Raw genomic sequence first — 24,408 nt, 5'->3', positions numbered from 1 at the left:
TATTAGTAAAATTTAATTTTCAATAATTAATTTAAGACTGCAAATATCCTGAAATTTTCAGAGAATTCAATTATTGTATACCCCTAATAATCTCTGAATTAACAGTAGCTGACCCGTATGATAAGCCGAATGTTCAATAACGAGAAGTATTTCCCTTAAGAGTGTATGCTCTTCAGAATTTCTGACCGGTGTATTCAGATCATTTTTGAGATCCAGGATAAATTCCCGTAATATCCTTCGGTCTTCAAAATATTCTGCCTTGAGATCTTCCCACTCGGCTTCACTCTCAGGCTCCAGGGCATTTGGCCAGTAATCATCGGGCCATTTTGCGGTTTCATATTCACCTGAAATGGTATATTCAAGTATATCCTTTTGAGCAAATGCTATATGAAAAAAAATCTCATAGAATGAATAAGGTAATCCCGGAGGCCTAATCCCAATCTTTTCAAAAGGAATATTATCAAGAAAACTATCAATTGAGGCAAACGCCATCCCACCATCAAGGTGTTTTGCAAGCTGTTCCCTTTTTGTTTTTTCAGCAGTCATAATATTATTTTAAACTCTTCCCTTAAGAGCATTGAATACCCAGGAGATAAAGAAAAATCCGATGCCGGTGGTTGAAAACCCAATAGCATAGTCTTTATACTTTAACACCCCTAAAAGCACCAATGCTGTTCCTACAAGAAACATTAAAAATGACGCCCAGCCAAAAATGGTATTTTTATTCATTTTCATTCTATATGGTTTAAGAGCAAATATCGGCTATTTTAATGATTCATATTATCGGTAAGAGTTCTCCCGATTTTGTATTTTAGCCGAAAGCCTTTTCTGAATTAAAACTCTCAAAAATTCTTCAGAAAACGGAATAATTTAAGATGAATCACATTAATTTGTTCAAATTATTGTAAAAAATTCAAACTAATGGATATTAACTTCAATAAAAATGAAGACCACAATAAGCTTTTGGCCTCTTCAATGAGACAAAGGCTCGCAAAAATAAAATTAGGAGGCGGGGAAAAGAGAATAGAAAAACATCACTCCAAAGGTAAGATGACAGCCCGGGAAAGGATCGATTTTCTGCTGGACGATTCAGAAAAATCTATTGAGATAGGTGCCTTTGCTGGAGATGGGATGTATGAAGAGCATGGCGGTTGCCCAAGCGGTGGTGTTGTTGTAAAGATCGGCTATATTTCCGGGAAACAGTGTATCGTGGTAGCGAACGATGCTACCGTGAAAGCTGGTGCCTGGTTTCCGATCACAGGAAAAAAGAACCTGCGAGCACAGGAAATCGCCATAGAGAACAAATTACCTATAATCTATCTGGTAGATAGCGCCGGAGTTTATTTACCTATGCAGGATGAGATTTTTCCTGATAAGGAACACTTCGGAAGAATTTTTCGAAACAACGCCGTAATGAGCAGTATGGGAATTACCCAGATCGCCGCGGTTATGGGAAGCTGTGTTGCAGGAGGTGCCTACCTCCCTATCATGAGTGATGAGGCGCTTATCGTTGAAAAGACCGGAAGTATCTTTTTAGCTGGAAGCTATCTTGTAAAAGCTGCGATTGGGGAATCTGTAGACAATGAAACTTTAGGCGGTGCTACAACCCACAGTGAGATCAGTGGAGTAACCGATTATAAAGCCAAGGACGATAAGGATGCGCTTACCCGTATTAAAAATATCATGGATAAGATCGGTGAGTTTGATAAGGCAGGTTTCAATCATTCAAAACCTAAAAAACCGAAAAAGAAAGAGGAGGAAATCTATGGAATCCTCCCCAAAAAGCGCAGTGATCAGTATGATATGCACGAGATCATATATCGCCTGGTAGATGGCTCGGAATTTGAAGAGTATAAAGAAGGATATGGCCAGACTATAATTACCGGCTATGCAAGAATTGACGGCTGGGCCGTGGGTATTGTAGCGAATCAACGTAAGATCGTAAGAACAAAGAAAGGTGAAATGCAGTTTGGCGGAGTGATCTATTCAGATTCTGCCGACAAGGCCACGAGATTTATTGCTAACTGTAACCAGAAGAAAATTCCACTGGTTTTCCTACAGGATGTGACCGGTTTCATGGTAGGCAGCAAAAGTGAACATGGCGGAATCATTAAGGATGGTGCAAAAATGGTGAGTGCAGTGAGTAATTCAGTAGTACCCAAATTCACTGTTATCATAGGTAACTCATATGGTGCCGGGAACTATGCAATGTGCGGAAAGGCTTATGATCCACGACTGATAGTTGCATGGCCAAGTGCAGAGCTCGCAGTTATGGGAGGAACACAGGCAGCTAAGGTGCTTGCCCAGATAGAGACTTCAGCTATGGAGAAAAAAGGAGAAAAAGTAGATAAGGAAAAAGAGAAAGAAGTATTTGATAAATTAAAGGCCCGTTACGATGAACAAACCTCTGCGTATTATGCCGCGGCAAGGTTATGGACAGATGCGATCATCGACCCTATGGATACCAGGAAATGGATCTCTATGGGAATAGAAGCGGCCAACCATGCACCAATCGAAAAAGATTTTAATCTGGGTGTAATTCAAACCTGATTATTTAAATGAAGAATATATTTTTAAGTCTGGCGACCTTCTTGATCGCCATTGCGACGAATGCCCAGATAGTAGGCTCAAATCATACTAATTATACCGAGGCGGACACTCTTAGAGGTTCACTTCGGCCTGAAAGGACAAATTTTGATGTTCATAAATACCATTTGAAACTCAGGATAGAGCCGGAAAGAAAATTTATTTCAGGGTCAAATACCATCACCTTTAAGGTTAAGGACGATTTACCGGTAATGCAAATTGATCTCTTCGAGAATATGGAGATCGACTCCATCATGCATCATGGTGAAAAGCTAAGCTATGAAAGAAAGTTCAATGCTGTATTTATAGAATTCCAGGAAGTGCTTAAAAAAGACACTCAGGATTCCATCCAGTTCTTTTATCACGGGAATCCGATAATTGCAGAAAATGCTCCCTGGGATGGCGGATTCGTTTGGACAGAGGACAAGGAAGGAAATCCATGGATCGCTGTTGCCGTGCAGGGAACGGGAGCCAGTCTCTGGTATCCTAACAAGGATCATCAAAGTGATGAACCTGAAGAAGCAAGAATGGACATAGCAGTTCCTAATGGACTCATGAACGTCTCGAATGGCCGTTTTGTAGGGAAAACTGACCTTGGAAATGGATTTACAGAGTGGAGCTGGAAAGTTGTTAATCCTATCAACAACTATAATATCATGATCAATGTGGCAAACTATGTCCATTTTTCAGATAAATACAAAGACCTTGACCTTGATTATTATGTTCTTCCCTATAATCTTGAGAAAGCCAAAACTCAGTTTGAGCAGGTAAAAGGAATGATGGAATGTTTCTATGAAAAAATGGGACCGTATCCATTCGAGGAAGATGGCTTTAAACTGGTGGAAACGCCTTACCTGGGAATGGAACATCAAAGTGCCGTAGCTTATGGAAACAAATATGAAAATGGATATCTAGGCAGTGACCTTTCAGGCACCGGTTATGGCCTGAAATGGGATTATATAATTATTCACGAGTCGGGCCATGAGTGGTATGGAAACAGCATCACCGCAGCCGATATCGCTGATATGTGGATACAGGAAGGCTTTACAAGTTATACCGAAGCTATTTATGTGGAATGTAATTGGGGAAAGGAAGCTGCTCTGGAATATCTTAAGGGTACCCGCAGAGGTGTACGCAATTACAGTACGATCATAGGAGATTATGGCGTGAATGCAGAAGGTTCGCCAGATATGTATTTCAAAGGTGCCAATCTTCTGAACACTATAAGAAGCATCTACAATAATGATGAGTTATGGTGGAACACTTTCAGGGATTATTCAGAAACATTTAAACATAAGACCATTTCAACAAAGGATACCGAAGCCTTTTTTGATCAGGCTATCGATGCTCACCTTTCGCCGGTATTTGATCAGTATTTAAGAAACCCTGCCTTACCTATACTTCAGTTGAAGGAAGAAGATGGTAATATTTTTTATCGCTGGAAAGCCGATGTAGAGAATTTCAAAATGCCGGTAGATATTTTTATTGATGAGAAAGAAATAAGACTGAATGCAACTTCAGAATGGCAAATTTTTAAAGATGAAGATGATCTTGATGAGATCAAAATTAACGACCTGGAATTCTATATAAATACTGAGATCCTGGATTAAGAGTACTTGATTGTAATAATTTCAGTATTTTACGCTGTAAATCAACATTCTAATCCATGAAACGTATACTCCTTCTTCTTGCCCTTCTAATTTTCACTATTTCCTGTGGAGATGTAGAGAAAAAGTCCAATAAAAATGACGACCTGAATAATGAAGTTCACCGAACCTGGTGGAAGGAGGCAGTTATTTACCAAATCTACCCGCGAAGTTTCAAGGACACTGATGGCGATGGAATTGGAGACCTAAAAGGCATAATAGAAAAGCTTGATTATATAGAGAGCCTTGGGGTAAACATGGTCTGGCTCAATCCAATTTACAGCTCTCCCAATGCCGATAATGGTTATGACATCAGTAATTATCGGGAGATAATGGACGAATTCGGTACCATGGAAGATTTTGACCTTATGCTCCGGGAAATGCATAAAAGGGATATAAAATTCGTCATGGATGTTGTGGTGAATCATAGCAGTGATGAGCACAGATGGTTTCAGGAATCGAGAAAATCCCGGGACAATCCCTACCGCGACTACTATCATTGGTGGCCGGCCGAAAAAGGAAAACCTAATTACCGTTACAGCCTCTTCGATCCCAAAGGAGAAGCCTGGAAATATGATTCCATAACAGATGCTTACTATCTGCATTACTTCTCCCAGAAACAACCAGACCTTAACTGGGAGAATCCAAAAGTACGCCAGGAGGTATACGATATTATGAAATTCTGGGCCGAGAAAGGTGTGGATGGATTCCGTTTAGATGCTTTTCAGTTCGTTTCAAAAGACACCAGTTTCCCTCCCCTTCCAGAAGGTTATGAAAAGGAAGTTATCAAATACTATGGAATGGGCCCTAATCTGCATAAATACCTGAAAGAACTCAATAAAGAAGTTCTTAGCCAGTATGATGTTTTTGCAGTTTCTGAAGGAGCCGGAAGCACTTTTGAAGATGCTCATTCCTTAGTGGACGCTGACAGGAATGAACTGCAAATGGCCTATCATTTTGAAGGCATGGATGTAGGCAATAGCCTGGATGGCTACAAATTATCTGAATTCAAAGAGGTTTACACTAAATGGGACAGTGCTTTCGCTGAAAAAGGCTGGCTTTCGATCTTCCTTGCCAATCACGATGTTCCCAGAATGGTGTCTAAGTTTGGCAATGACAGTCCTGAATTCCGTAAAGCTTCCTCAAAGATGCTGAACACCTTTATCCTGAGTATGAGAGGAACGCCCTACTGCTATTATGGCGATGAACTTGGAATGACCAATATTGGTTTTGAAAACATCGAACAGTATCAGGATATTGTTGCTAAAAATGGTTATGAGAAAACCCTGAACGAAGGTGGGGATATTTCGGAATACATGGCACGCCTTAAATTCCTATCCCGCGACAACGGTCGTACCCCAATGCAATGGAATGATTCAGAACATGCCGGATTCACAGATGGCACGCCCTGGTTGCCTGTAAATGACAATTACAAGACAGTAAATGTTGAAGCAGAAGAAAAAGATCCTAACAGCTGCCTGAATTACTTCCGGAAAATGGTCGACCTGCGAATGAATTATCCAGTGCTGGTTTATGGAGATTACAAACTTCTCTTCCCCGATCACAAACAAGTTTATGCTTATACCAGAGAACTTGAAGGACAAAAGATGCTAGTCCTGCTTAATTTTTCAGAACAAACTGCCAACCTTGAACTCCCGGATAATTTAACTTTAAATAAGCCTTTAATAAACAATCTTGAAGAACTGGTCCAGGAAGGTTCACAAATCGAGCTGCAAGCCTATCAGGCAGTGATCTTTGATCTTAAGTAATACAAAAAGCAGAGAAAAATATTCTTATAAGACTGTTTTTTAGTAACTTAAGGTAAATTTTCCATTATGTTAAGTATTAAATCACTTAATAAGTGGGCCAATGCGCACACTTACTACTGGTTAGACATTCTGAGAATCGCCCTGGGTGTTTTCTTCTTTATTAAGGGAATCCAGTTTATTTCCCAAACCGAAAAACTCGTTGAACTCATCGAGCCTCTCAGAGGTTTTGGCGGAATAATGCTGGTTGTTCATTATGTTGCACCCGCACATCTTGTGGGCGGACTGTTAATTGCTTTCGGCTTACTTACGCGGTGGGCTTTGATCGCCCAGTTACCAATTTTAGTGGGGGCTATCCTAATCAATTTCGTAGGTGTCATGAACCCCGGCGGTTTGATAGAGGCCGCAGTAGTACTTGTGTTTACCATTTTCTTCATTTTCTACGGATCCGGAAAACATTCGGCCGATTATAAGATGAAAATGGGTTATTAAGACTGGCCCTTTCTCAGCTTTTTTAATCTTGTTCCGAAGGAATAAGAATAAGTTCGTTTTGCCTTTTGTTTACATATCTAAAACCTTCCTCACCCCAGAAACCTGCTTCCTCAAGCATAATTCTGATACTTTTTTCCCATTCAGGGATCTCTACTTCGGTATTTAATTCAATAGCATACACCGTATTTTCATATAATGGATAATCACCAGTGCCCGGAACCCCACCCTGCTGATCCCACATACCTATGGTTGGCCCTGCTGAGTGCCCATAAAGCCCTAATGGATGAGTATAAATGGAAGCTTTTAAGCTTTGTTCTTTAGCTTCCTGAAGACTTTCTTTCAGGATTTCATTACCGGTAGCCCCGGTTTCAAAATTTGAAGTGAGTATATTCTGCAACTGATTCCCTTTATTGAATGCCTCCTGAAGAAATTCCGGTGCGGTTTCCTCTCCTTCTTTAAGCACATATGCCATTTGCTGGCAGTCGGTATTAAGCCGTAGATAAGTAATGCCAAAATCACAATGCAAAAGATCACCAGGAAGGATCACCATACTCCCGTTCTCATCTGAAAAAGCTGTAATATGATCTACAAGTTTCTCTTTGCTTCGCTGAATGTCCACTGTAGGATGAAACCAGGTTTCCAGCCCCATATTTGTGACCTTTTGCCTCATCCACCATACCACATCATCGGTTGTGGTAATTCCTGGCTGGATAACATTCGCACTAAAAGCTTCAGCAATTATATCATGAGTAATCTCTACCAGACTACTGTAAAGCACCATCTCCCGAAGGGTTCTTGTTTCAATCCAGCCTACGGCAAGATCTTCTGCAGAAACGATTTTATCCTTATATGTCTCAGGTAAGGCTTCCGTGAATTCGTCAAAATCGGTTTTAACAAGTCCGTCGGCGATCCCAAAATTTTCAGAAATATTAAGACCTATCTTTTCAGGATCCCTTTTTTTGATGATGTCTACCAATGCCTGCCACTGATCGGGCTCTTCTTCCTTATTCCAGGCCGACTCGATATTGTCACCAATATTATAGCGTGCTATCGCCAGCTTTTCAATGCTACCATTCTCCTGATCTCTGTAAAAAACCAGAATGGTCCTTCTCCGTGCATTCAGCCAGGTAGCGGGAAGCATAGTTTTTAAGACAGGATCTTCATTATACTCACGGGATATAATCACCCACATATCGATCTCCGCTCGATCCATTAGTTCGGGTAATACAGTATTGAATCTCTCTCCAAGTATCTGATCAACAATTTTAGCTCTCTCTCTTTCAGCCAGGACCTGACCTTGAACAATAAAATGGAATAGCAGTGCGCTTAGCAGCAGTAATTTTTTCATAAATAGATGGGGATTATTAACTCACCTTACTTTTAATGGTATTCTCGCGGTGAATTTTGCCATTGGGTGTTTCTTCAAACTTTTCGATAAGATAAATCTTTTTGGGCCTTTCATATTTGCTAAGAGACTTCATCTCACTGATTGTCTTTTCGAGCTCAGCCAGGGTTTCTTCAGAAAAATCATCTTCCACGAAAAGAACGAGTTTTTCTCCTAATGAATCGTCGGGCATGGAAGTAACAAAAAACCTGTGATCCAGTTCCGTATTCAGCTTTCTTTCTATCTCTTCAGGGTATAATTTAATACCTCCGGAATTTATAACATTATCGTACCTGCCTTTCCACAGGAACTTTTTATAAGTAATGATTTCAACCACATCATTAGTGACTATCTCTTCATCCAGGATATTCGGAGCCTTAATAATGAGGCAACCTCTTTCATCCTGGGATATACTGATGTTAGGCAGTAATTTAAAAGGGCGAGGAGACTTTTTCTTTTTTCTTGGGTTCAACCGCTTTGCAGCAATATGACTGGAAGTCTCAGTCATCCCGTAGGTCTCATATATTTTGGTATCGATATCAGACAGCATTTCTTTGATTCTTGGGGATACGGCTCCCCCGCCAATAATAAGCTTCCTTACCAAATGCAGGCGTGCGATCGAATTATCAAGCTGGAAGGGTGTCATAGCCGAAAAATCATAGACCTTGAAGACCTGATCAAGTGGATTGGATGATGGTGGCACCGTATCAAGTTGCCAGCCAAGATACATGGCTCTTAACAACATCATTTTGCCGGCAATATATTCTGCAGGAAGGCATAATAACGCAGTGGTCCCGGCAGGAAGATCAAAAAATCTTGAAGTAGCGATAGCCGAATTGATCATATGCTGCTTTTTCAAGCGTATTTTTTTCGGCTTTCCGGTAGAACCTGAAGTATAGACTTCAACGTATGCCGTAGGTTTCAACCAGTCTAAAAGAAAGGCACCTATTTTTTCTTCATAAGGCTCCCCTTCTTTTATAAAACTATAAGCCACCTGTCGAAGTTCAGAATTGGTGAAATGCTGTTTATTCAGTCTGAACTCCGGATGAGTCTCAGGTATTTTATATTTATTTGCCATACGTTATGTTAAGTTGAAAAAACGCTTGTTTCTTAAAGTTAACAAATTGATATGAAAGTCTTAATTCTCTTCAGAAACATTTAGGAGTTGTGGCTTATGAACTTTTCCCATTAATCTCTCTTTCCAGTTACTCCACTTATACTTTCTTCCCATGATATATAGGAAAACCGGATAGATTATAACCACCGGGATCAACACATCCCAGCCAACAGAAGGTTCTGAAACATCCTTGAATATCGAATTGGTCTGAAAAGCGGTCCAGTCAGCCGTGACAATTAAAGCAGTTAAAAGGTTATTTGCCGCGTGAAATCCAAGAGCCAGTTCTATTCCTTCATCCATTAAGGTCATTATTCCCAGCAAAAAACCGGTACCTATATAATGGATCATGATGATATTACCCAGCTTGGTAACTTCAGGATTAAAAAAATGTAATCCTCCGAATATCACGGAAGTTATAATGAGTGGAAGCCAGCGGTTTCGTGAAAGAGCTCCTATCCCCTGCATGAGATAAGCCCTGAAGAAATATTCTTCAAAACTAGTTTGCAACGGGACAAATATTACCGCTATCACTAACAATATAAGAAAAGGCTTTAGTTCAAAATTCAACACATAATCACCGGGATTAGTAAAGTAATCTCCAATAGTAGTGATGAGGATGAAAATGGAAACCAGGCCAAAAGCGAACCAGAAACGGCTCCAGTCGATCTTCTCTCTGGACGTAGTCAAAGCTCTAAGTGGCTGTTCATGAAGTTTCTTAACAATAAAAAGAAGGAACAACAATGCCACCGCATAAGTAAGAAGCATTAAAAAAAGAAAGTAATTGGAGTCCAAGGCCGTCATCATTTCCGAGTCGGTCATGCTTAAAACTTCATAGCCCTTCTCTGCAAATAAAGCAATGACCAAAGGAATTTGCCCTACTATGATTCCAGCAACTACGGTAACAACTCCTATGATATAACGCCAAAAATCGTGCTGATACTTAAAAACCTGACTTATAAACATCTGTTTCAATAATTAATTTCCCACTCCCTGGCGGGGTTATAATGAATATTTCCGTTTTTCACTTCCAGCGGACTCTCAAAATTATTGGTATACAAACTTCCTGTTCCCAGCCCCTGAGGCAATTCGGGATCAAGTTTATACGTCCACTGTGCAATCGCATTAAGACCTATATTGCTCTCCAGAGCACTGGTGATCCACCAGTCTACATTGTTTTCTTCGCAGATTTCCTTCCACTCTATTGTTCCCCTGAAACCTCCGATCAAACTTGGTTTAAAAATGGCGAATTGCGGGTTTATTGTTTGTATAAGCTTTCTCTTTTCTGTTACATCGGTTACTCCGATTAATTCTTCATCCAGCGCGATTGGAAGTGGAGTTCTTTTGCAAAGAGCTGCCATTTCCTCGATTTGTCCCTGCTTTATAGGCTGCTCGATACTATGAAGATCATATTTTGAAAGCTTGTCTAATTTTTCAAGAGCATTTTCAGGTGAAAAAGCCCCATTAGCATCTACCCTTAGTTCGATCTGCTCAGCCGAAAAATTTTCTCTTATCGATTTTAAAAGCTTCAGTTCGGTCTCAAAATCAATAGCTCCTATTTTCAGTTTTATACAATTGAAACCTGCCTGGATCTTTTCAGAGATCTGTTTCTTCATAAAATCTTTATCACCCATCCAGATAAGGCCATTAATGGGAATAGATTTCTCTCCGGAAGTAAAATCGGATGGAAAAAGAAGATAAGGATCTTTAGACTTCAAACTCTTAAAGGCAATTTCAACTCCGAACTGTATGCTCGGAAATTCCCGCAGTTCTTCCCAAAGTTTTTCTTCCCCGAGTTTTATATTGTCGCAGGCCCATTTCAATTTTTCCTCATACCCCGGCCGATCATCATAGCTCAGACTTCTCAGAATTCCACACTCGCCAATTCCAAAGTTTCTACCATCAGATATCTTTATAAACCAGGTTTCTTTTTCAGTAAGAACGCCCCGCGAAGTTCCGCTAGGGCGTTTGAAGTTGAGAATATACTTTTTATAACTGGCAGTCATTAGACTTTTGGATTATAGGATTGCTGGATTGCTGGATTGCTGGATTGCTGGATTGCTGGATAATTTAAAATTTAAAAATATACCAATAGCTTAATCATGTCATTTCTGGTTGTTTTTAAGACTAGTCCTGAATTTAGAAATCATTTTAATGATAGAAGTTAGCTTCAACTGTAATACACTTAGTTCCTCATCACTTAAAAAACCCAGATCGTTAGAAATTAATAATTGTGTTTCTATCTCATAACAGGAACCAGTCGCAATTTCAAGAAAACGATCAAAATCTCTCTGGGATTTCCTTGAAGCACCTTCTGCAATATTGGAAGGAACAGAAACACTGCTTCTTCTCAACTGATTTACAAGTCCGAATTTTTCCGCTTCAGGAAATTTAAGAGTTACCTGATAAATATCTATACAAAATTCGCGACTTTGCTTCCAAATCTCTAAATCCTTAAATCTGTGCATCTAAATATCCAATGATCCAAAGATCAAATTACAACTCTATAGATTCCCCAATCTCAAGCAACATAAGATCCTTACCTTTTTCGTAGAACTTCCTTTTTGCTTCCTCATGGTCTATCTCAATATAACCAAAGGTATCGTAATGGCATCCAAGGATCTTGTCACACTGTATAAAATCGCTTGCCACAATTGCATCATCCACTCCCATAGTAAAATTATCTCCTATAGGTAAGACAGCCAGATCCAGTTTGGTTTGCATAGGGATAAGCTTCATGTCCATGGTAAGAGCAGTATCACCGGCTATATAGATATTCTTATGCTCTCCTTCTATCACGAAACCTCCGGGTTGCCCGCCATAACTTCCATCAGGAAAGGAACTGGTATGAATGGCATTCACATATTTCACATTTCCGAATTCAAAATCCCAACTTCCGCCATGGTTCATAGGATGTACTTCAAAGCCTTTCGCCTCATAATGATTGGTGATCTCAAAATTGCTCACGATAACGGCACCCGTATTTTTAGCGATCGCTTCGGCATCCAGGGTATGATCCTGGTGGGCATGTGTTAAAAGAATATAATCTGCTTTAAGATCATTTATATCAACCTTATCCTTTGCGAGGTCATTGCCGGTAATAAAAGGGTCCACAAGGACATTTATGTCTCCTATTTTGAGCGCCAGTGTATTCTGGCCATAAAAAGTAATTATCATAATTCCAGTTTTTCGGTTTTTTATAAAAATAGAAATTAGTCTAAAAACCTTTTGTGCACACAGTATATAATTTTGTTAAAGCCCTAGAAAATCTACCATATAAGTCCTAAAGCAAATAAAAAGGAAATCCCGAAAGTCGAAAGAGCTACAATTTTTAATTCGGGATCAAGCAATGTAGGATTCTCATTATTAACCACTCTTTGAAGATGAAAAACAAGGGGAATAAAGGCAAACAGATAGATAAAGTCATTAAGATCCTGGGAAGTGATCACCGAATAAATGACCAGGCAGAATAAAGCTCCAATGATCAAAATATAATGATAATCCTTAGCCCTATTCTCACCCAGTTTGACCACCATCGTTATCTTTCCTGCTTTTTTATCTGAAATTCGGTCTCTAAGATTATTTAAATTAAGTACTGCTACGCTTAGAAGCCCAATGGAAATAGCGGGAAAAAGACTAATAAAACTATGGTCATGGCTATACAGATAATAAGACCCGTAAACGGCTACCAGTCCGAAAAACACAAATACGAACAGGTCACCAAAGCCGCGATAACCATATGCCGAATCTCCCATGGTATATTTTATCGCCGCGATTATGGCTCCCACTCCCAGAATGAAAAAAACAAGAGAAGTGAGCATCATTTCACTTCCAAAAGCGGCATAGATCAAAAGCACTGCTAACAAAAGGGTTGTTATTGCGGTGATTATAATAGCTAACAGCATATCTTTTTGGGTAATAAGGCCGCTTTGTATTGCCCGGGCCGGACCTATTCTTTCCTCATTATCGGTTCCTTTAACCCCGTCTCCATAATCATTCGCAAAATTGGATAAAATTTGCAGGCCTAAAGTTGTCCCCAGGGCAAGACTGAAGATAGCAATATCAAAATAACCTTCACTTCCTGCTATACTACTGCCAACAATGATTCCCGAAATAGATAAAGGTAAAGTTCTTAGTCTGGCCGCCCCGATCCAGGATGATAATTTGCTCATTCCTTAATTCATTATTTTAACCAAGAGTTCCTTCAGCAGGTCTCCATGTGAAACATTAGCTGCCCCAACCCCTTTACTTTTTACATCTGTTTCCTGAAGCAGACTTATAGCTTTACTTACCTTTTTCATCGGATAATTCCTCGCGGCCACAGCATAGTCACTCACGAAATACGGATTCACTTTCAACTGCTTTGCCACACTCCCTTTGGATTTATCGGTTAGGCCATGATATTGAAGTATCTGCGAGAAATAGGAAAAGAGAAGTGAAATTGTAACTACCAAAGGATTATCCTTAGGGTTTTGCGCAAAATAATTAATTATGCGATGAGCTTTCAACGAATCCCTTTCTCCAATTGCCTTACGCAATTCAAAATTATTGAAATCCTTGCTTATCCCTATATTTTCCTCAATAATCTCAGGACTAAGGGTAGTTCCCTGAGGACAGATAAGCTGTAATTTTTGAAGTTCATTATCGATCTTTCCGAGATCGGTTCCCAGGAATTCAACCAGCATCTGAGCGGCTTTAGGAGAAACCACGTAGCCCCTGCCCTTCATGGTCTTTATGATCCAATCACCAACCTGGTTTTCATAAAGGCGTTTTCCTTCAAAAATCACCCCGCTCTTCGAGATCGACTTATGCAATTTTTTTCGTTTGTCTATCTTCTTATACTTGTAACAAACAACCAGAACAGTGGTAGGCTGGGGATTTTCAGCATAATCGGCCAGTTTTTCGATGGTCCTTGAGAGGTCCTGCGCTTCCTTCACGATCACCACCTGTCTTTCGGCCATCATGGGATAACGCTTGGCGTTGCTCACAATTTCATCAATACTGGTATCCCTTCCGTAGATCAGCATCTGATTAAAACCCCGTTCTTCTTCGGTCAAAATGTTTTCTTCAATAAAATCGGAAATCTTATCTATATAGTAAGGCTCTTCGCCCATCAGAAAATAAATGGGTTTGATATTTCCCTTCTGAATTTCGGTTACAATTTGTCTTGCTTCATCCATATGGATCACTGCGAGGTTTTGAACAAGGGAAAACTTAAAAAGTAAATTGCAGGCCTGTAATATTCTTTATTACTTTTGAAGCATGCAAAAATTGAATTTTCCCCCATATTCGTTTCGGTTCAAAAATAATCAAAATAAAATAGCCGTTTTTGACGATCTGAGGAAAAAATTTGTGATCCTTACTCCCGAAGAATGGGTTAGGCAGCATTGCGTGAAATTTTTGCAAATTGAAAAGAAATATCCATTAAGTCTTATAAACGTCGAAAAACAGCTGAAAGTCGCCGGGCTTACCAAAAGATATGACGTAGTTGTCTTTGAACCTAACGGTAATATTCAGATAATTGTTGAGTGTAAAGCTCCTTCGGTTAAGATCACACAGGAAGTTTTTGACCAGATAGCCAGGTATAACCTAAGCCTGAAGGCTGATTTTTTAATGGTTACCAACGGTATGGAACATTACTTCTGCCAGATGGATTATGAGAATGAAAACTATATCTTTTTAAGAGATATCCCTGATTATTCCCGATCATGAAAGTAGCCGTTGTCATACTTAACTGGAATGGAAAGCAATTGTTGAAACAATTTCTGCCATCAGTTATTCGATATTCTGAAAAAGCTTCAATCTATGTCGCCGATAACGATTCAAAAGATGAGTCAGTAGAATTCTTAAAAAATGAGTTTCCGGAAGTAAAAATCATTCAGAATAACCGCAATGCTGGATATGCCGGCGGTTACAACTTGGCTTTGAAATCTGTGGAAGAGGAGATACTGATCCTTTTGAACAGCGATGTAGAGGTCACTGAAAACTGGTTAGAACCAATAATTGAAGTTTTTGAAAAGGAAACACAAACTGCCGCAGTGCAACCGAAAATACTGGATTACAAAAAGAAAGACCATTTTGAGTATGCCGGTGCCGCAGGCGGATATATCGATAAATACGGCTATCCCTTTTGTCGTGGACGTATCTTTCAGCACTTGGAAGAGGATCACGGGCAGTATAATGACGACCAGTATATATTCTGGGCCAGCGGTGCTTGTCTGGCGGTAAGAAGATCGGCTTATAGCGAAGTTGGAGGGCTGGATGAGGATTTCTTTGCTCATCAGGAAGAGATCGATCTTTGCTGGCGGCTTCAGAATAAAGGCTATAAGATCAAATATGTAAGTAATTCCCGCATATATCACGTTGGTGGTGCCACTTTGCAGGAGATGAATCCAAAAAAGACATTTTTTAACTTCAGGAATAGTCTTTTTCTTCTTCTAAAAAATGTGGAAGGTTTAAAGGTTTACCTGATTTTATTTATCAGGATGCTTCTTGACGGCCTGGCAGGAGTGAAATTTCTTTTTGAAGGAAAATTCAATCATTTCTTTGCGATTCTTGAAGCTCATGCCAGCTTTTACAGGCATTTTAGAAAGATGAGAAAAAAAAGGCCTAAAAAGTTCCTGATCGGGAAATATTATGTAATCCCCTCCGTTGTGTACTCTCATTTTATAAGGCAGAAAAACAAATTCAGTCAGCTTTAAAAATAAATAAAAAAGGAAATGTTAAAATAGCTTTTCGGCTTACTATTTTTTTGATATTTTTGGGCATTCTAACAATTTAAATTTATAAGAAACGAATTATGAAAAAAATCATGCTTTTGTCGGCTACAGCTGCCATTTTGCTATCTTCATGTGTTTCACAGAAAAAATACAATGAACTAGAGGCAAAGCAAAGAGAAACTCAAGATCAGTTAAACACTGCCACTGTTAAGCTGAACTCCTGTCTTGATGAAAAAGACAGAATGAACCAGGAAATCACCAGACTTAACAATACAAATGCTGCGTTACTGAACAATGTAGGAGATCTGGCTACACTTTCTAAGAAAGAAGCAGAAAACCTTGAGCGTTCATTAGAGAGCATCAAAGAGAAGGATCTAGCCATCCGTTCTATGCAGGAAGCTATGAACAAGAAGGATTCTGTAACTCTTGCACTTGTAACCAGCCTTAAAGGAGCTTTGGGTAACATGAGCGACGAGGATATCGAAATCAATGTTGAAAAAGGTGTGGTTTACGTTTCTATCTCTGATAAGCTTTTATTCGACAGTGGTCGTTACAACATTACTCCACGTGCTAAGGAAGTACTTGGAAAAGTTGCTACTGTTGTTAAGAACAAGCCAAATATCGAGTTTATGGTTGAAGGTCATACCGACAACAAACCTATCAAAACTTCTATGTTTGAGGACAACTGGGATCTTAGTGTGAAGCGTGCTACTTCTGTAGTAAGAGTACTTCAGGACGATTTTGGTGTTGAACCATCAAGAATGACTGCAGCTGGTAGAAGTTACTACATTCCTGTAGCCACTAACGAAACTGCTGAAGGACGTGCCAAGAACAGAAGAACAAGAATCGTTGTTCTTCCAAAACTTGATCAGTTCTACAGCATGATCGAAGAAGGAATGGAAAAAGCCACTACTGGTCAGGAATAAGAAAATAATTTTCCGAAATATCATGAAAAGCCCTGCATTTGCAGGGCTTTTTTATTTTTAAGACTCAATCGACTGACTAAGAGGTATTTATGCGTAAATTTACAGATCCTGATCACCAAAAGTTTTTAGCAATGAAGAAGAAATTCTACTGTTGGTGTATTGGTATGCTCATAAGTACATTTCTCTTTCTGGCTTGTTCAGAAGAAGAATTCAGCCTTAAAGACCCTGTATTTCATCCTTATCTTGAGCAATCTGTTCATCAATTAAAGAGATTACAACTTTCCTTGAAAATCCAGCAGTTTTCATGCGACCTTACCACACCGTATTTTAATGATGGCCTGGATATGCCAGCCTGCCAATTTACCGATTTTGCACGTATTTTGCTTGGTTATTTCGAGAGCTTTTTTAACGATAAATATTTCGATTTTGAATTGGCTCAGTATTACACAGAGCTACACAGGAAGTATGTAACCCATTATCGTGGTGAGAATTACTATGGAGCTAATGGAGAATATGACCAACTGGCAGCTAAGAGGATGCGAGAACTTACTTCTTTTTGGAATCTTGACCGTAAGATGGTCTTAAATGGTCAGCATACAGCATCCCTTGACGACAGGGAGATCCTTACTGATATGATAGAGAGTTTTGACCGGTCTGTTCGCAATCGCACTGAGGCTTATCGCAAAGCCGATGAACTCCTTGAAATAAATATGCTTTCACCAAGCCTTCCTGAAAGTCCCTATTTTGCGATGGATGCTTTTACGCTACCCAATGGTTTGCTTGTAATTGGGGACGGATTAATAGAGACTCTAATTGAGGCCGGAACCGATGGCCAGATAGCTTTTTCTGCCATTCTTGCTCACGAGTGGTGGCATCAGGCACAGTATGAAAATGCCGAGACCTGGACAGAAATTGATGAATATAGTGAAACCTGGCAAGTTTCCAGATTCATAGAACTGGAAGCCGATTATGCAGCTGCCTATTTTCTCACACATAAACGCGGGGCTACCTATAACTGGAAAAAAATAGAAGAATATTTTCGACTCTCATTCAACGTAGGTGACTGCCTCATGGAAAGTAACACTCACCACGGCACTCCGACTCAAAGAATGAATGCCGCAGAATTAGGATTTGAACTGGCCTCTTCAGAAAAAAAGAAAGGAATGATCTTAAGACCAGATGAGGTGCACGCTTTTTTCATCAAAAACCTAGATAAGGTTTTAGACCTATAATATATCAACACTTCCCTTACCTTCTCTTATAACTTCAGGTTCATCGGTTGTAAGATCTATAATTGTTGACGGAATATTGTCTCCATATCCACCGTCAATAACGATATCTACGAGATTATTCCATTTTTCCCTGATAAGTTCAGGATCTGTACCATATTCCAGCACCTCATCATCATCTCTTATAGAAGTAGAAACTATCGGGTTTCCGAGACCATTTACAATTGCCCGGCAGATATTATTATCCGGAACGCGAATTCCCACCGTTTTCTTCTTCTTGAACACATTTGGAAGGTTATTCCCTCCCGGTAAGATAAAAGTATATGGCCCCGGAAGGCATCGCTTCAGTATCTTAAAGGTGGCTGTATCTATTTGCTTAACATAATCAGACAGGTTGCTTAGGTCTTCACAAACAAAGGAAAAGTTTGATTTTTCCAGTTTCACATTCTTGATCTGTGCTATTTTTTCAAGAGCTGAAACATTCGTGATATCACATCCTAAGCCATAGATCGTATCTGTGGGGTAAATAATAAGTCCTCCTTTTTTGAGGACTTCCACAACTTTATTAATATGCTTTGGAGCGGGGTTTTCATCGTAAATTCTTATTAATTCAGCAGCCATAATAGTATTTTTTACTCATTAAAATTTACAATTTTAAAATGTAACCAGCTGAGGATTCAGAAACCTAATCAGCCTTTTCAACTTCTCTTTCCAGCTTTAAAACCTTACTTCCATCTTCCTGCTGATTTAACAAAGCCTTATTTCCTTCTTCGCCATTCCGTGTAATCTCACTTCCATCAATTGTTTTAGTGATTTTGCCTGTGTAGGCGGAGATCACCTCACCACTGGCTTTACCGTTTCCCCAGTTCCATTTTACTTTACTTCCTTCCCTTATCATCTTTTCATTTCAAGGTAAAAATAAAGCCGCTTTTCACGGTTCTAAATAACAGAAGTTTAACGGGGGGTTAGGATATCACTTTAAGCTTAGCAAACCGCAGTAATAGCTTTTTTATCCCGCCTTCGTCAAAATCGATTTCGGCTTTCTTATCCTGCCCAACGCCTTCAAGGCTCAACACCTTTCCCCTTCCAAAACGCATGTGCTCCACTTCATTACCTTCAACAAGCTCAATGGAATTTCTGGCTTTTGCAGGCTCACTCGAAGCAGGCTTCAGTTTCCTAAGTTTTCGCAATTGCTCTTCGGAAGGCTTATGGGAAGGCGGCGGAGTTCCATTCTTTGGTTTTGTTTGTCTTAGTTTACTCTTATCTACCTCATCTCCAAAAATATCTGTATCTACCAGTGGTTTATACTTATAGTCGTCCTGAGGCACCATCATATCCAGATACTGTTCATCTATCTCCTCAATAAATCGGCTTGGTTCAGCATCTACAAGTTTCCCCCAGCGATATCGAGATAAAGTATAAGTTAGGTATGCCTGTTTTTCAGCCCTGGTAAGAGCCACATAGAAAAGTCTTCGCTCCTCCTCCAGTTCGCTTCTTGTATTCATACTCATGGCCGAAGGGAAAAGGTCTTCCTCCATTCCTACAATATAGACATACGGGAATTCAAGTCCTTTTGCCAGGTGAATGGTCATAAGTGCCACCCGGTCATCATCTCCGGTATCCTTGTCCATATCGGTTGCAAGAGCTACGTCTTCAAGAAATTCAGAAAGAGAACCACTGGCATCTGCAAGCTCTTTTTGTCCTTCCACAAAGTCTCGGATACCATTCAATAATTCCTCGATATTCTCGATTCTGGCAATTCCTTCTGGTGTCCCGTCTTTTTTCAATTCCTGAACCAGACCGGTCTTACGGGTAACCGTTTCAGCTAACTGAAAAGCATCGGCACTCTCATTCATGATCGCGAAACTTTTGATCATGTTCACAAAATTCTCAAGCTTGGTTTGAGTTCCCTTATTGATCTTGAGATCAAGCCTGTCCAGATTTTCAATGATCTCAAAGATCGACCTGTTATGCTGATTGGCTGCCACAGATAACCTGTCCATGGTTGTCTGACCTATTCCACGGGAAGGATAATTAATTACCCGCTTGAGCGCTTCCTCATCTTTAGGATTTAGTATTAACCTGAGATATGCCAGTACATCCTTGATCTCCTTTCTTTGATAGAAAGAAAGCCCGCCGTATATGCGGTATGGAATATCCTTTTTTCTCAATGCGTCCTCCATTGCCCTACTCTGGGCATTGGTTCTGTAGAGAATTGCAAAATCACTGTTATTCAGTTGGTTTTGCATCTTATTTTCAAAGATGGAGCTTGCCACATATCTTCCTTCTTCCCCATCGGTAAGCAGCCTATTCACTATTATCTTGGGCCCATCATCATTTGCAGTCCAAACCACTTTTTCCAGTTTGGTCTTATTCTTATCTATGATTGAATTCGCGGCATTTACAATGTTCTTAGTAGAGCGGTAATTCTGTTCCAGCCTGTACATTTGCACATCTTCATAATCTTTCTGGAAGTTCAGAATATTATTGATATTTGCTCCACGAAAGGCATAGATACTCTGGGCATCATCACCCACCACACAAATATTCTGAAATTTATCGGAAAGCGCACGAACTATCAGATACTGTGAATGGTTGGTATCCTGGTACTCATCCACCAGTATATATTTAAACCTGCTCTGATATTTATGAAGTACATCCGGGAAACGATTCAGAAGCTCATTGGTCTTAAGCAGAAGGTCGTCAAAATCCATAGCCCCTGCCTTAAAACACCGGTCAACATATTCCTTATAAATTTCGCCCAGCCTCGGTTTTTTAGACATGGCATCAGCTTCCTGAAGTTCGGGATTCTGGAAATATGCTTTTACCGTAATCAAACTGTTCTTATATGAAGAGATGCGGTTATAGACCTGCTTATATTTGTAAACATCCTTATCCAGCCTCATATCCTTAATGATGGCCCTGATCACACTATGAGAATCCTGGGTGTCATAAATGGTGAAGTTCGAGGGATAACCAAGTTTATCGGCTTCGAATCTTAAAATTTTTGCGAAAACCGAGTGAAATGTACCCATCCAAAGATTTTTAGCCTCGCTATTACCCACGATCTTAGCAATACGATGCTTCATCTCCCGCGCCGCCTTGTTGGTAAAAGTAAGCGCCAGAATATTGAACGCGTCTACGCCCTGGTTCATCAAATAGGCGATCCTATAGGTAAGCACCCTCGTTTTACCGGAGCCCGCACCGGCGATAACGATCATTGGCCCGTCTTTTTGTAGCACCGGAGCCCTCTGTGCGTCATTCAATTCAGCTAAATAAGCTTCCAATTTTTCCTCCGTTTTTAAAAAGCTGAAAGGTAACCAAAATGAGCAAAAAAGTAAACCCGATTCCTTTCCTTTTTTGAACAAATCCCTTTTGCTAGTCCATCATTTGAAGTATAATTTAATATCTTTAAAATTCTGAACCCTAACTATCATAGTACCCCCATGAAAAAAAGTCTTTGGTTGCTTGCTTTCCTAATTTCATCTTTTGTTTTTGCACAGGATTACGGCCCGGGAAATGTTATCCCAGATTATGGCAAAACCTTTACTGTTGAATCTCCGGAATTCAAAACTAATACTTCAGGAGAATTAAAGGCGGTAATAGATGTGGACAGGAGTTTTGATCCGTCCCAGCCTAATAAGCTTATAGAAACAGCAGCCAGATATCTGAACATGCATGAAAAAGCAGGCGTGGATCCAAAGAATATGAAAATAGCCCTGGTACTTCACGGCAATGCGGTGTTTGATATAATGAAGGATGAATTTTATACTGAGAAATATCCGGAGGTAAAGAAAAACCCAAATCTTCCTTTGATCGATGCCCTTACAAACAAAGGAGTGCAGGTGATCCTGTGTGGACAAAGTGCAGCTCATCATAAGGTTACAAGGGAGAAAGCTGATGAAAATGCCCATTTCGCCCTGTCGGCAATGACGGCTTTGGTACAGCTTCAAAATGACGATTACAGACTTATTAAATTTTAATTGATTATGAAAAGTTATTTATTGGCCACCTCAATCTTATTTTGCGGATTACTTTCGGCGCAGACGGATATTCCCGCAGAAGAATTCGCAAATATTGAAGATAAGGTGATAGAATGGCGACGAGATATTCATGAGCATCCCGAACTCTCAAACCGGGAATTCAAAACAGCAGAAAAAATTGCCGAGCATCTTCAGTCGTTAGGAATAGAAACTAAAACAGGAATAGCCAAAACCGGGGTGGTAGGAATTCTTAAAGGAGCAAACCCGGGAAAAACTGTTGCTTTGAGAGCAGATATCGATGCCCTTCCGGTAACCGAAACCAATGATCTTCCGTTCAAATCGGAAGTGACTACCGAATTTTTAGGCCAGAAAACGGGCGTAATGCATGCCTGTGGCCATGATACTCATACGGCAATTCTTATGGGCGTGGCCGAGATACTTTCAAAACATAAGGATCAGATAAACGGGACCGTAAAATTCATTTTCCAACCGGCTGAAGAAGGACCTCCACCGGGCGAAGAAGGCGGAGCTTCTTTAATGATCAAGGAAGGGGTGCTCAAGAACCCTGATGTGGATGCCATTTTTGGTCTTCACATCAACGCCGCCACCCCTGTTGGGACCATTAAATACAAACCCGAGGGAACAATGGCAGCAGTTGAAAGGTTTGTGATCAATGTACAGGGAAAACAGGCACACGGCTCTGCTCCCTGGAGTGGAGTGGATCCAATTTTGATCTCGGCCAAGATCATCGATGGACTACAAACCATAGTAAGCCGAAATGCTGAATTAACCGAATCGGCTTCTGTTATCACTGTCGGAAAAATCACCAGTGGAGTAAGATTCAATATCATTCCTGAGTCGGCCGAAATGATCGGGACAGTAAGAACCCTTGATCCTGAAAGCAAAAAACTTATTCTCAAGAGAATGAGGGAACTGGTACCTGCCATCGCCGAAGCTTACGGTGGTGAAGCTACTATTGAGATTCAAAACAACACTGCGATTACTTTCAATGATCCAGGGTTAACCGAAAAAATGGTTCCTACCCTCAAAAAAGTAGCCGGTGAAGAAAATGTAAAGCTCATGAAAGCAACCACCGGTGGGGAAGATTTTTCATTCTTCCAGGAAGAAGTTCCAGGCCTTTACTTTTTTCTTGGTGGAATGCCGGTCAATGGAGAGCCCACAAGGCATCATACTCCTGAATTCTTTATTGATGACAGTGGCTTACTACTAGGAGTCAAAACAATGACACAGTTAACCCTGGATTATTTAAACAATTAATCATATGAACATTAAAAAAATCCTGTTCCTTGGAGCTGTCCTTTTTATTTCAGGACTTATAAATGCCCAGGCAACCTTAAAGGAAGAAATTAAGGAAATTGAACCTAAGGTGATTGAATGGCGACGTGATTTCCATCAACATCCCGAATTAGGCAACCGTGAATTTGAAACAGCTGAAAAAATTGCGTCACACCTGGAGTCTTTAGGTATAAAAGTGCAAAAAGGGGTCGCAAAGACAGGGGTGGTTGGTATCCTGGAAGGAAACAGGCCGGGAAAGGTAGTTGGACTTCGCGCAGATATTGATGGTCTTCCGGTAAAGGAGCGAACCGATGTTCCATTTAAGTCTGAAGCCACCGGTGAATTTCGAGGTGAAGAAGTACCTGTAATGCATGCTTGTGGGCATGATACCCATATTGCTATTTTAATGGGGGTAGCCGAAATTCTATCTAAAAACAAAGACTTTCCGGGAACTGTGAAATTCATTTTCCAACCAGCTGAAGAAGGGGCTCCCCCGGGGGAAGAAGGAGGCGCTGAACTAATGGTAAAAGAAAATGTTCTTAAAAACCCTGATGTGGATGTAATTTTTGGACTGCATATTTCAGCAGATCAGGATATAAATACGATAGCTTATAAGCCCGAAGGCATTATGGCTGCATCCCAAAGTTTTGAGATCATAATAAAAGGAAAGCAAAGTCACGGTTCCACACCCTGGACAGGTGTAGACCCCATCATGGCCGCCGTTAAGATAATTGATGGTTTACAAACGATCATTTCCCGGGAGTCCAAACTTACCGAAGAAGCAGCGGTTCTTTCCATCGGAAAGATTGAAAGTGGTGTAAGAAGTAATATCATTCCTGAAGAGGCCACTATCATTGGTACTTTAAGGACGCTTAATGTAGATATGCAAAAAATGATTAACAGGAGAATGAAGGAGATGGTTCCCGCCCTGGCAGCTGTTTATCGTGCCGAAGCTGAAATCGATATTGCTAAAGGTTACCCAATCACCTATAATGATCCCGAGCTAACAACTCAAATGCTACCTACATTTGAAAAAGTTGCAGGAAAAGAAAATGTAAAGCTTATTAAAGCAATTACAGGTGCAGAAGATTTTTCCTTTTTTGCCCAGGAAGTTCCAGGGCTCTATTTTTTTCTGGGAGGTAAAAAACCAGGTGTAGAAAATCCGGCTCCACATCATACACCTGATTTTTTTATAGACGAAAGAGGGCTGCTTTTGGGAGTAGAAACTATGACTCAACTCACTTTAGATTATCTAAATCAGTCCTAA

At 40.2% G+C, this 24,408-nt stretch carries 24 protein-coding genes; 11 read left to right on the top strand and 13 right to left on the bottom strand.

The features are described from left to right. Positions 1 to 66 precede the first annotated feature (66 nt). Positions 67 to 546, bottom strand: coding sequence for a DinB family protein (locus tag NE848_RS02090; protein ID WP_252110551.1), 480 nt, complete (start codon positions 544 to 546; stop codon positions 67 to 69). Positions 547 to 555: 9 nt separating this feature from the next. Further along, a complete protein-coding gene (locus NE848_RS02085; protein ID WP_252110550.1) occupies positions 556 to 735 on the bottom strand; it encodes a CAL67264 family membrane protein in 180 nt (59 codons plus the stop codon). Between the two features lie 186 nt (positions 736 to 921). Between NE848_RS02085 and NE848_RS02080 the strand changes: the two genes are divergently transcribed. The 4 genes from NE848_RS02080 (at position 922) to NE848_RS02065 (ending at position 6,490) form a co-directional block, all read left to right on the top strand. Beyond that, the gene (locus NE848_RS02080; protein ID WP_252110549.1) at positions 922 to 2,550 is read left to right on the top strand and encodes an acyl-CoA carboxylase subunit beta; all 1,629 of its coding nucleotides are present in this window, start codon (positions 922 to 924) and stop codon (positions 2,548 to 2,550) included. Between the two features lie 8 nt (positions 2,551 to 2,558). Beyond that, on the top strand, positions 2,559 to 4,196 hold the full coding sequence (locus NE848_RS02075; protein WP_252110548.1) for a M1 family metallopeptidase: 1,638 nt from the start codon (positions 2,559 to 2,561) through the stop codon (positions 4,194 to 4,196). Between the two features lie 56 nt (positions 4,197 to 4,252). Continuing rightward, a complete protein-coding gene (locus tag NE848_RS02070; RefSeq protein ID WP_252110547.1) occupies positions 4,253 to 6,001 on the top strand; it encodes a glycoside hydrolase family 13 protein in 1,749 nt (582 codons plus the stop codon). Positions 6,002 to 6,067: 66 nt separating this feature from the next. Beyond that, positions 6,068 to 6,490, top strand: coding sequence for a DoxX family protein (locus NE848_RS02065; protein WP_240100626.1), 423 nt, complete (start codon positions 6,068 to 6,070; stop codon positions 6,488 to 6,490). 22 nt (positions 6,491 to 6,512) lie between these two features. Here the strand turns inward: NE848_RS02065 and NE848_RS02060 are convergent, their stop codons facing one another. From NE848_RS02060 to holA, 8 genes are all read right to left on the bottom strand, one after another. Next, positions 6,513 to 7,838 (bottom strand): M24 family metallopeptidase, encoded by a 1,326-nt coding sequence (locus tag NE848_RS02060; RefSeq protein WP_252110546.1) that lies wholly within the window; start codon positions 7,836 to 7,838, stop codon positions 6,513 to 6,515. Between the two features lie 16 nt (positions 7,839 to 7,854). Next, on the bottom strand, positions 7,855 to 8,952 hold the full coding sequence (locus NE848_RS02055; protein ID WP_252110545.1) for an AMP-binding protein: 1,098 nt from the start codon (positions 8,950 to 8,952) through the stop codon (positions 7,855 to 7,857). Positions 8,953 to 9,012: 60 nt separating this feature from the next. Beyond that, on the bottom strand, positions 9,013 to 9,954 hold the full coding sequence (locus NE848_RS02050; RefSeq protein ID WP_252110544.1) for a CPBP family intramembrane glutamic endopeptidase: 942 nt from the start codon (positions 9,952 to 9,954) through the stop codon (positions 9,013 to 9,015). Positions 9,955 to 9,959: 5 nt separating this feature from the next. Beyond that, positions 9,960 to 10,994, bottom strand: a complete 1,035-nt coding sequence (locus NE848_RS02045; RefSeq protein WP_252110543.1) for an o-succinylbenzoate synthase — start codon at positions 10,992 to 10,994, stop codon at positions 9,960 to 9,962. Between the two features lie 99 nt (positions 10,995 to 11,093). Continuing rightward, positions 11,094 to 11,456 carry a four helix bundle protein gene (locus NE848_RS02040; protein WP_252110542.1) on the bottom strand — a complete coding sequence of 121 codons (363 nt, stop codon included), beginning with the start codon at positions 11,454 to 11,456 and terminating at the stop codon, positions 11,094 to 11,096. Positions 11,457 to 11,484: 28 nt separating this feature from the next. Continuing rightward, entirely contained in the window at positions 11,485 to 12,165 is a 681-nt protein-coding gene (locus NE848_RS02035; RefSeq protein ID WP_252110541.1) for a metal-dependent hydrolase, read from the bottom strand. A 92-nt stretch (positions 12,166 to 12,257) separates the two neighbouring features. Continuing rightward, on the bottom strand, positions 12,258 to 13,160 hold the full coding sequence (gene menA, locus NE848_RS02030) for a 1,4-dihydroxy-2-naphthoate octaprenyltransferase (RefSeq protein ID WP_252110540.1): 903 nt from the start codon (positions 13,158 to 13,160) through the stop codon (positions 12,258 to 12,260). Positions 13,161 to 13,163: 3 nt separating this feature from the next. Then, positions 13,164 to 14,168 carry a DNA polymerase III subunit delta gene (holA, locus tag NE848_RS02025; RefSeq protein ID WP_252110539.1) on the bottom strand — a complete coding sequence of 335 codons (1,005 nt, stop codon included), beginning with the start codon at positions 14,166 to 14,168 and terminating at the stop codon, positions 13,164 to 13,166. 82 nt (positions 14,169 to 14,250) lie between these two features. Here holA and NE848_RS02020 point away from each other — a divergent pair, with 82 nt between their 5' ends. The 4 genes from NE848_RS02020 (at position 14,251) to NE848_RS02005 (ending at position 17,865) form a co-directional block, all read left to right on the top strand. Continuing rightward, positions 14,251 to 14,700, top strand: a complete 450-nt coding sequence (locus tag NE848_RS02020; RefSeq protein WP_252110538.1) for a type I restriction enzyme HsdR N-terminal domain-containing protein — start codon at positions 14,251 to 14,253, stop codon at positions 14,698 to 14,700. Further along, a complete protein-coding gene (locus NE848_RS02015; RefSeq protein ID WP_252110537.1) occupies positions 14,697 to 15,689 on the top strand; it encodes a glycosyltransferase family 2 protein in 993 nt (330 codons plus the stop codon). Before NE848_RS02020 ends, NE848_RS02015 begins: the two co-directional genes overlap by 4 nt. Positions 15,690 to 15,787: 98 nt before the next feature. After that, positions 15,788 to 16,633, top strand: coding sequence for an OmpA/MotB family protein (locus NE848_RS02010; RefSeq protein WP_252110536.1), 846 nt, complete (start codon positions 15,788 to 15,790; stop codon positions 16,631 to 16,633). A 131-nt stretch (positions 16,634 to 16,764) separates the two neighbouring features. Beyond that, a complete protein-coding gene (locus tag NE848_RS02005) occupies positions 16,765 to 17,865 on the top strand; it encodes a neutral zinc metallopeptidase (protein ID WP_252110535.1) in 1,101 nt (366 codons plus the stop codon). Here the strand turns inward: NE848_RS02005 and NE848_RS02000 are convergent. The 3 genes from NE848_RS02000 to NE848_RS01990 form a co-directional block, all read right to left on the bottom strand. Further along, positions 17,860 to 18,483, bottom strand: a complete 624-nt coding sequence (locus NE848_RS02000) for an L-threonylcarbamoyladenylate synthase (RefSeq protein ID WP_252110534.1) — start codon at positions 18,481 to 18,483, stop codon at positions 17,860 to 17,862. The genes NE848_RS02005 and NE848_RS02000 overlap by 6 nt on opposite strands. Positions 18,484 to 18,547: 64 nt before the next feature. After that, the gene (locus NE848_RS01995; protein WP_252110533.1) at positions 18,548 to 18,760 is read right to left on the bottom strand and encodes a hypervirulence associated TUDOR domain-containing protein; all 213 of its coding nucleotides are present in this window, start codon (positions 18,758 to 18,760) and stop codon (positions 18,548 to 18,550) included. 67 nt (positions 18,761 to 18,827) lie between these two features. Further along, the gene (locus NE848_RS01990; RefSeq protein ID WP_252110532.1) at positions 18,828 to 21,149 is read right to left on the bottom strand and encodes an ATP-dependent helicase; all 2,322 of its coding nucleotides are present in this window, start codon (positions 21,147 to 21,149) and stop codon (positions 18,828 to 18,830) included. 159 nt (positions 21,150 to 21,308) lie between these two features. Between NE848_RS01990 and NE848_RS01985 the strand changes: the two genes are divergently transcribed. From NE848_RS01985 to NE848_RS01975, 3 genes are read left to right on the top strand one after another with little or no spacing between them, the layout of a single operon-like run. Then, on the top strand, positions 21,309 to 21,845 hold the full coding sequence (locus NE848_RS01985) for a DsrE family protein (protein WP_252110531.1): 537 nt from the start codon (positions 21,309 to 21,311) through the stop codon (positions 21,843 to 21,845). Between the two features lie 6 nt (positions 21,846 to 21,851). Next, positions 21,852 to 23,123 (top strand): amidohydrolase, encoded by a 1,272-nt coding sequence (locus tag NE848_RS01980; protein WP_252110530.1) that lies wholly within the window; start codon positions 21,852 to 21,854, stop codon positions 23,121 to 23,123. Between the two features lie 4 nt (positions 23,124 to 23,127). Then, positions 23,128 to 24,408, top strand: a complete 1,281-nt coding sequence (locus NE848_RS01975; protein ID WP_252110529.1) for an amidohydrolase — start codon at positions 23,128 to 23,130, stop codon at positions 24,406 to 24,408.

This window comes from Gramella jeungdoensis (assembly GCF_023805255.1).
Lineage (GTDB): Bacteria > Bacteroidota > Bacteroidia > Flavobacteriales > Flavobacteriaceae > Christiangramia > Christiangramia jeungdoensis.
This window is presented reverse-complemented; position numbering and strand designations above follow the sequence as displayed.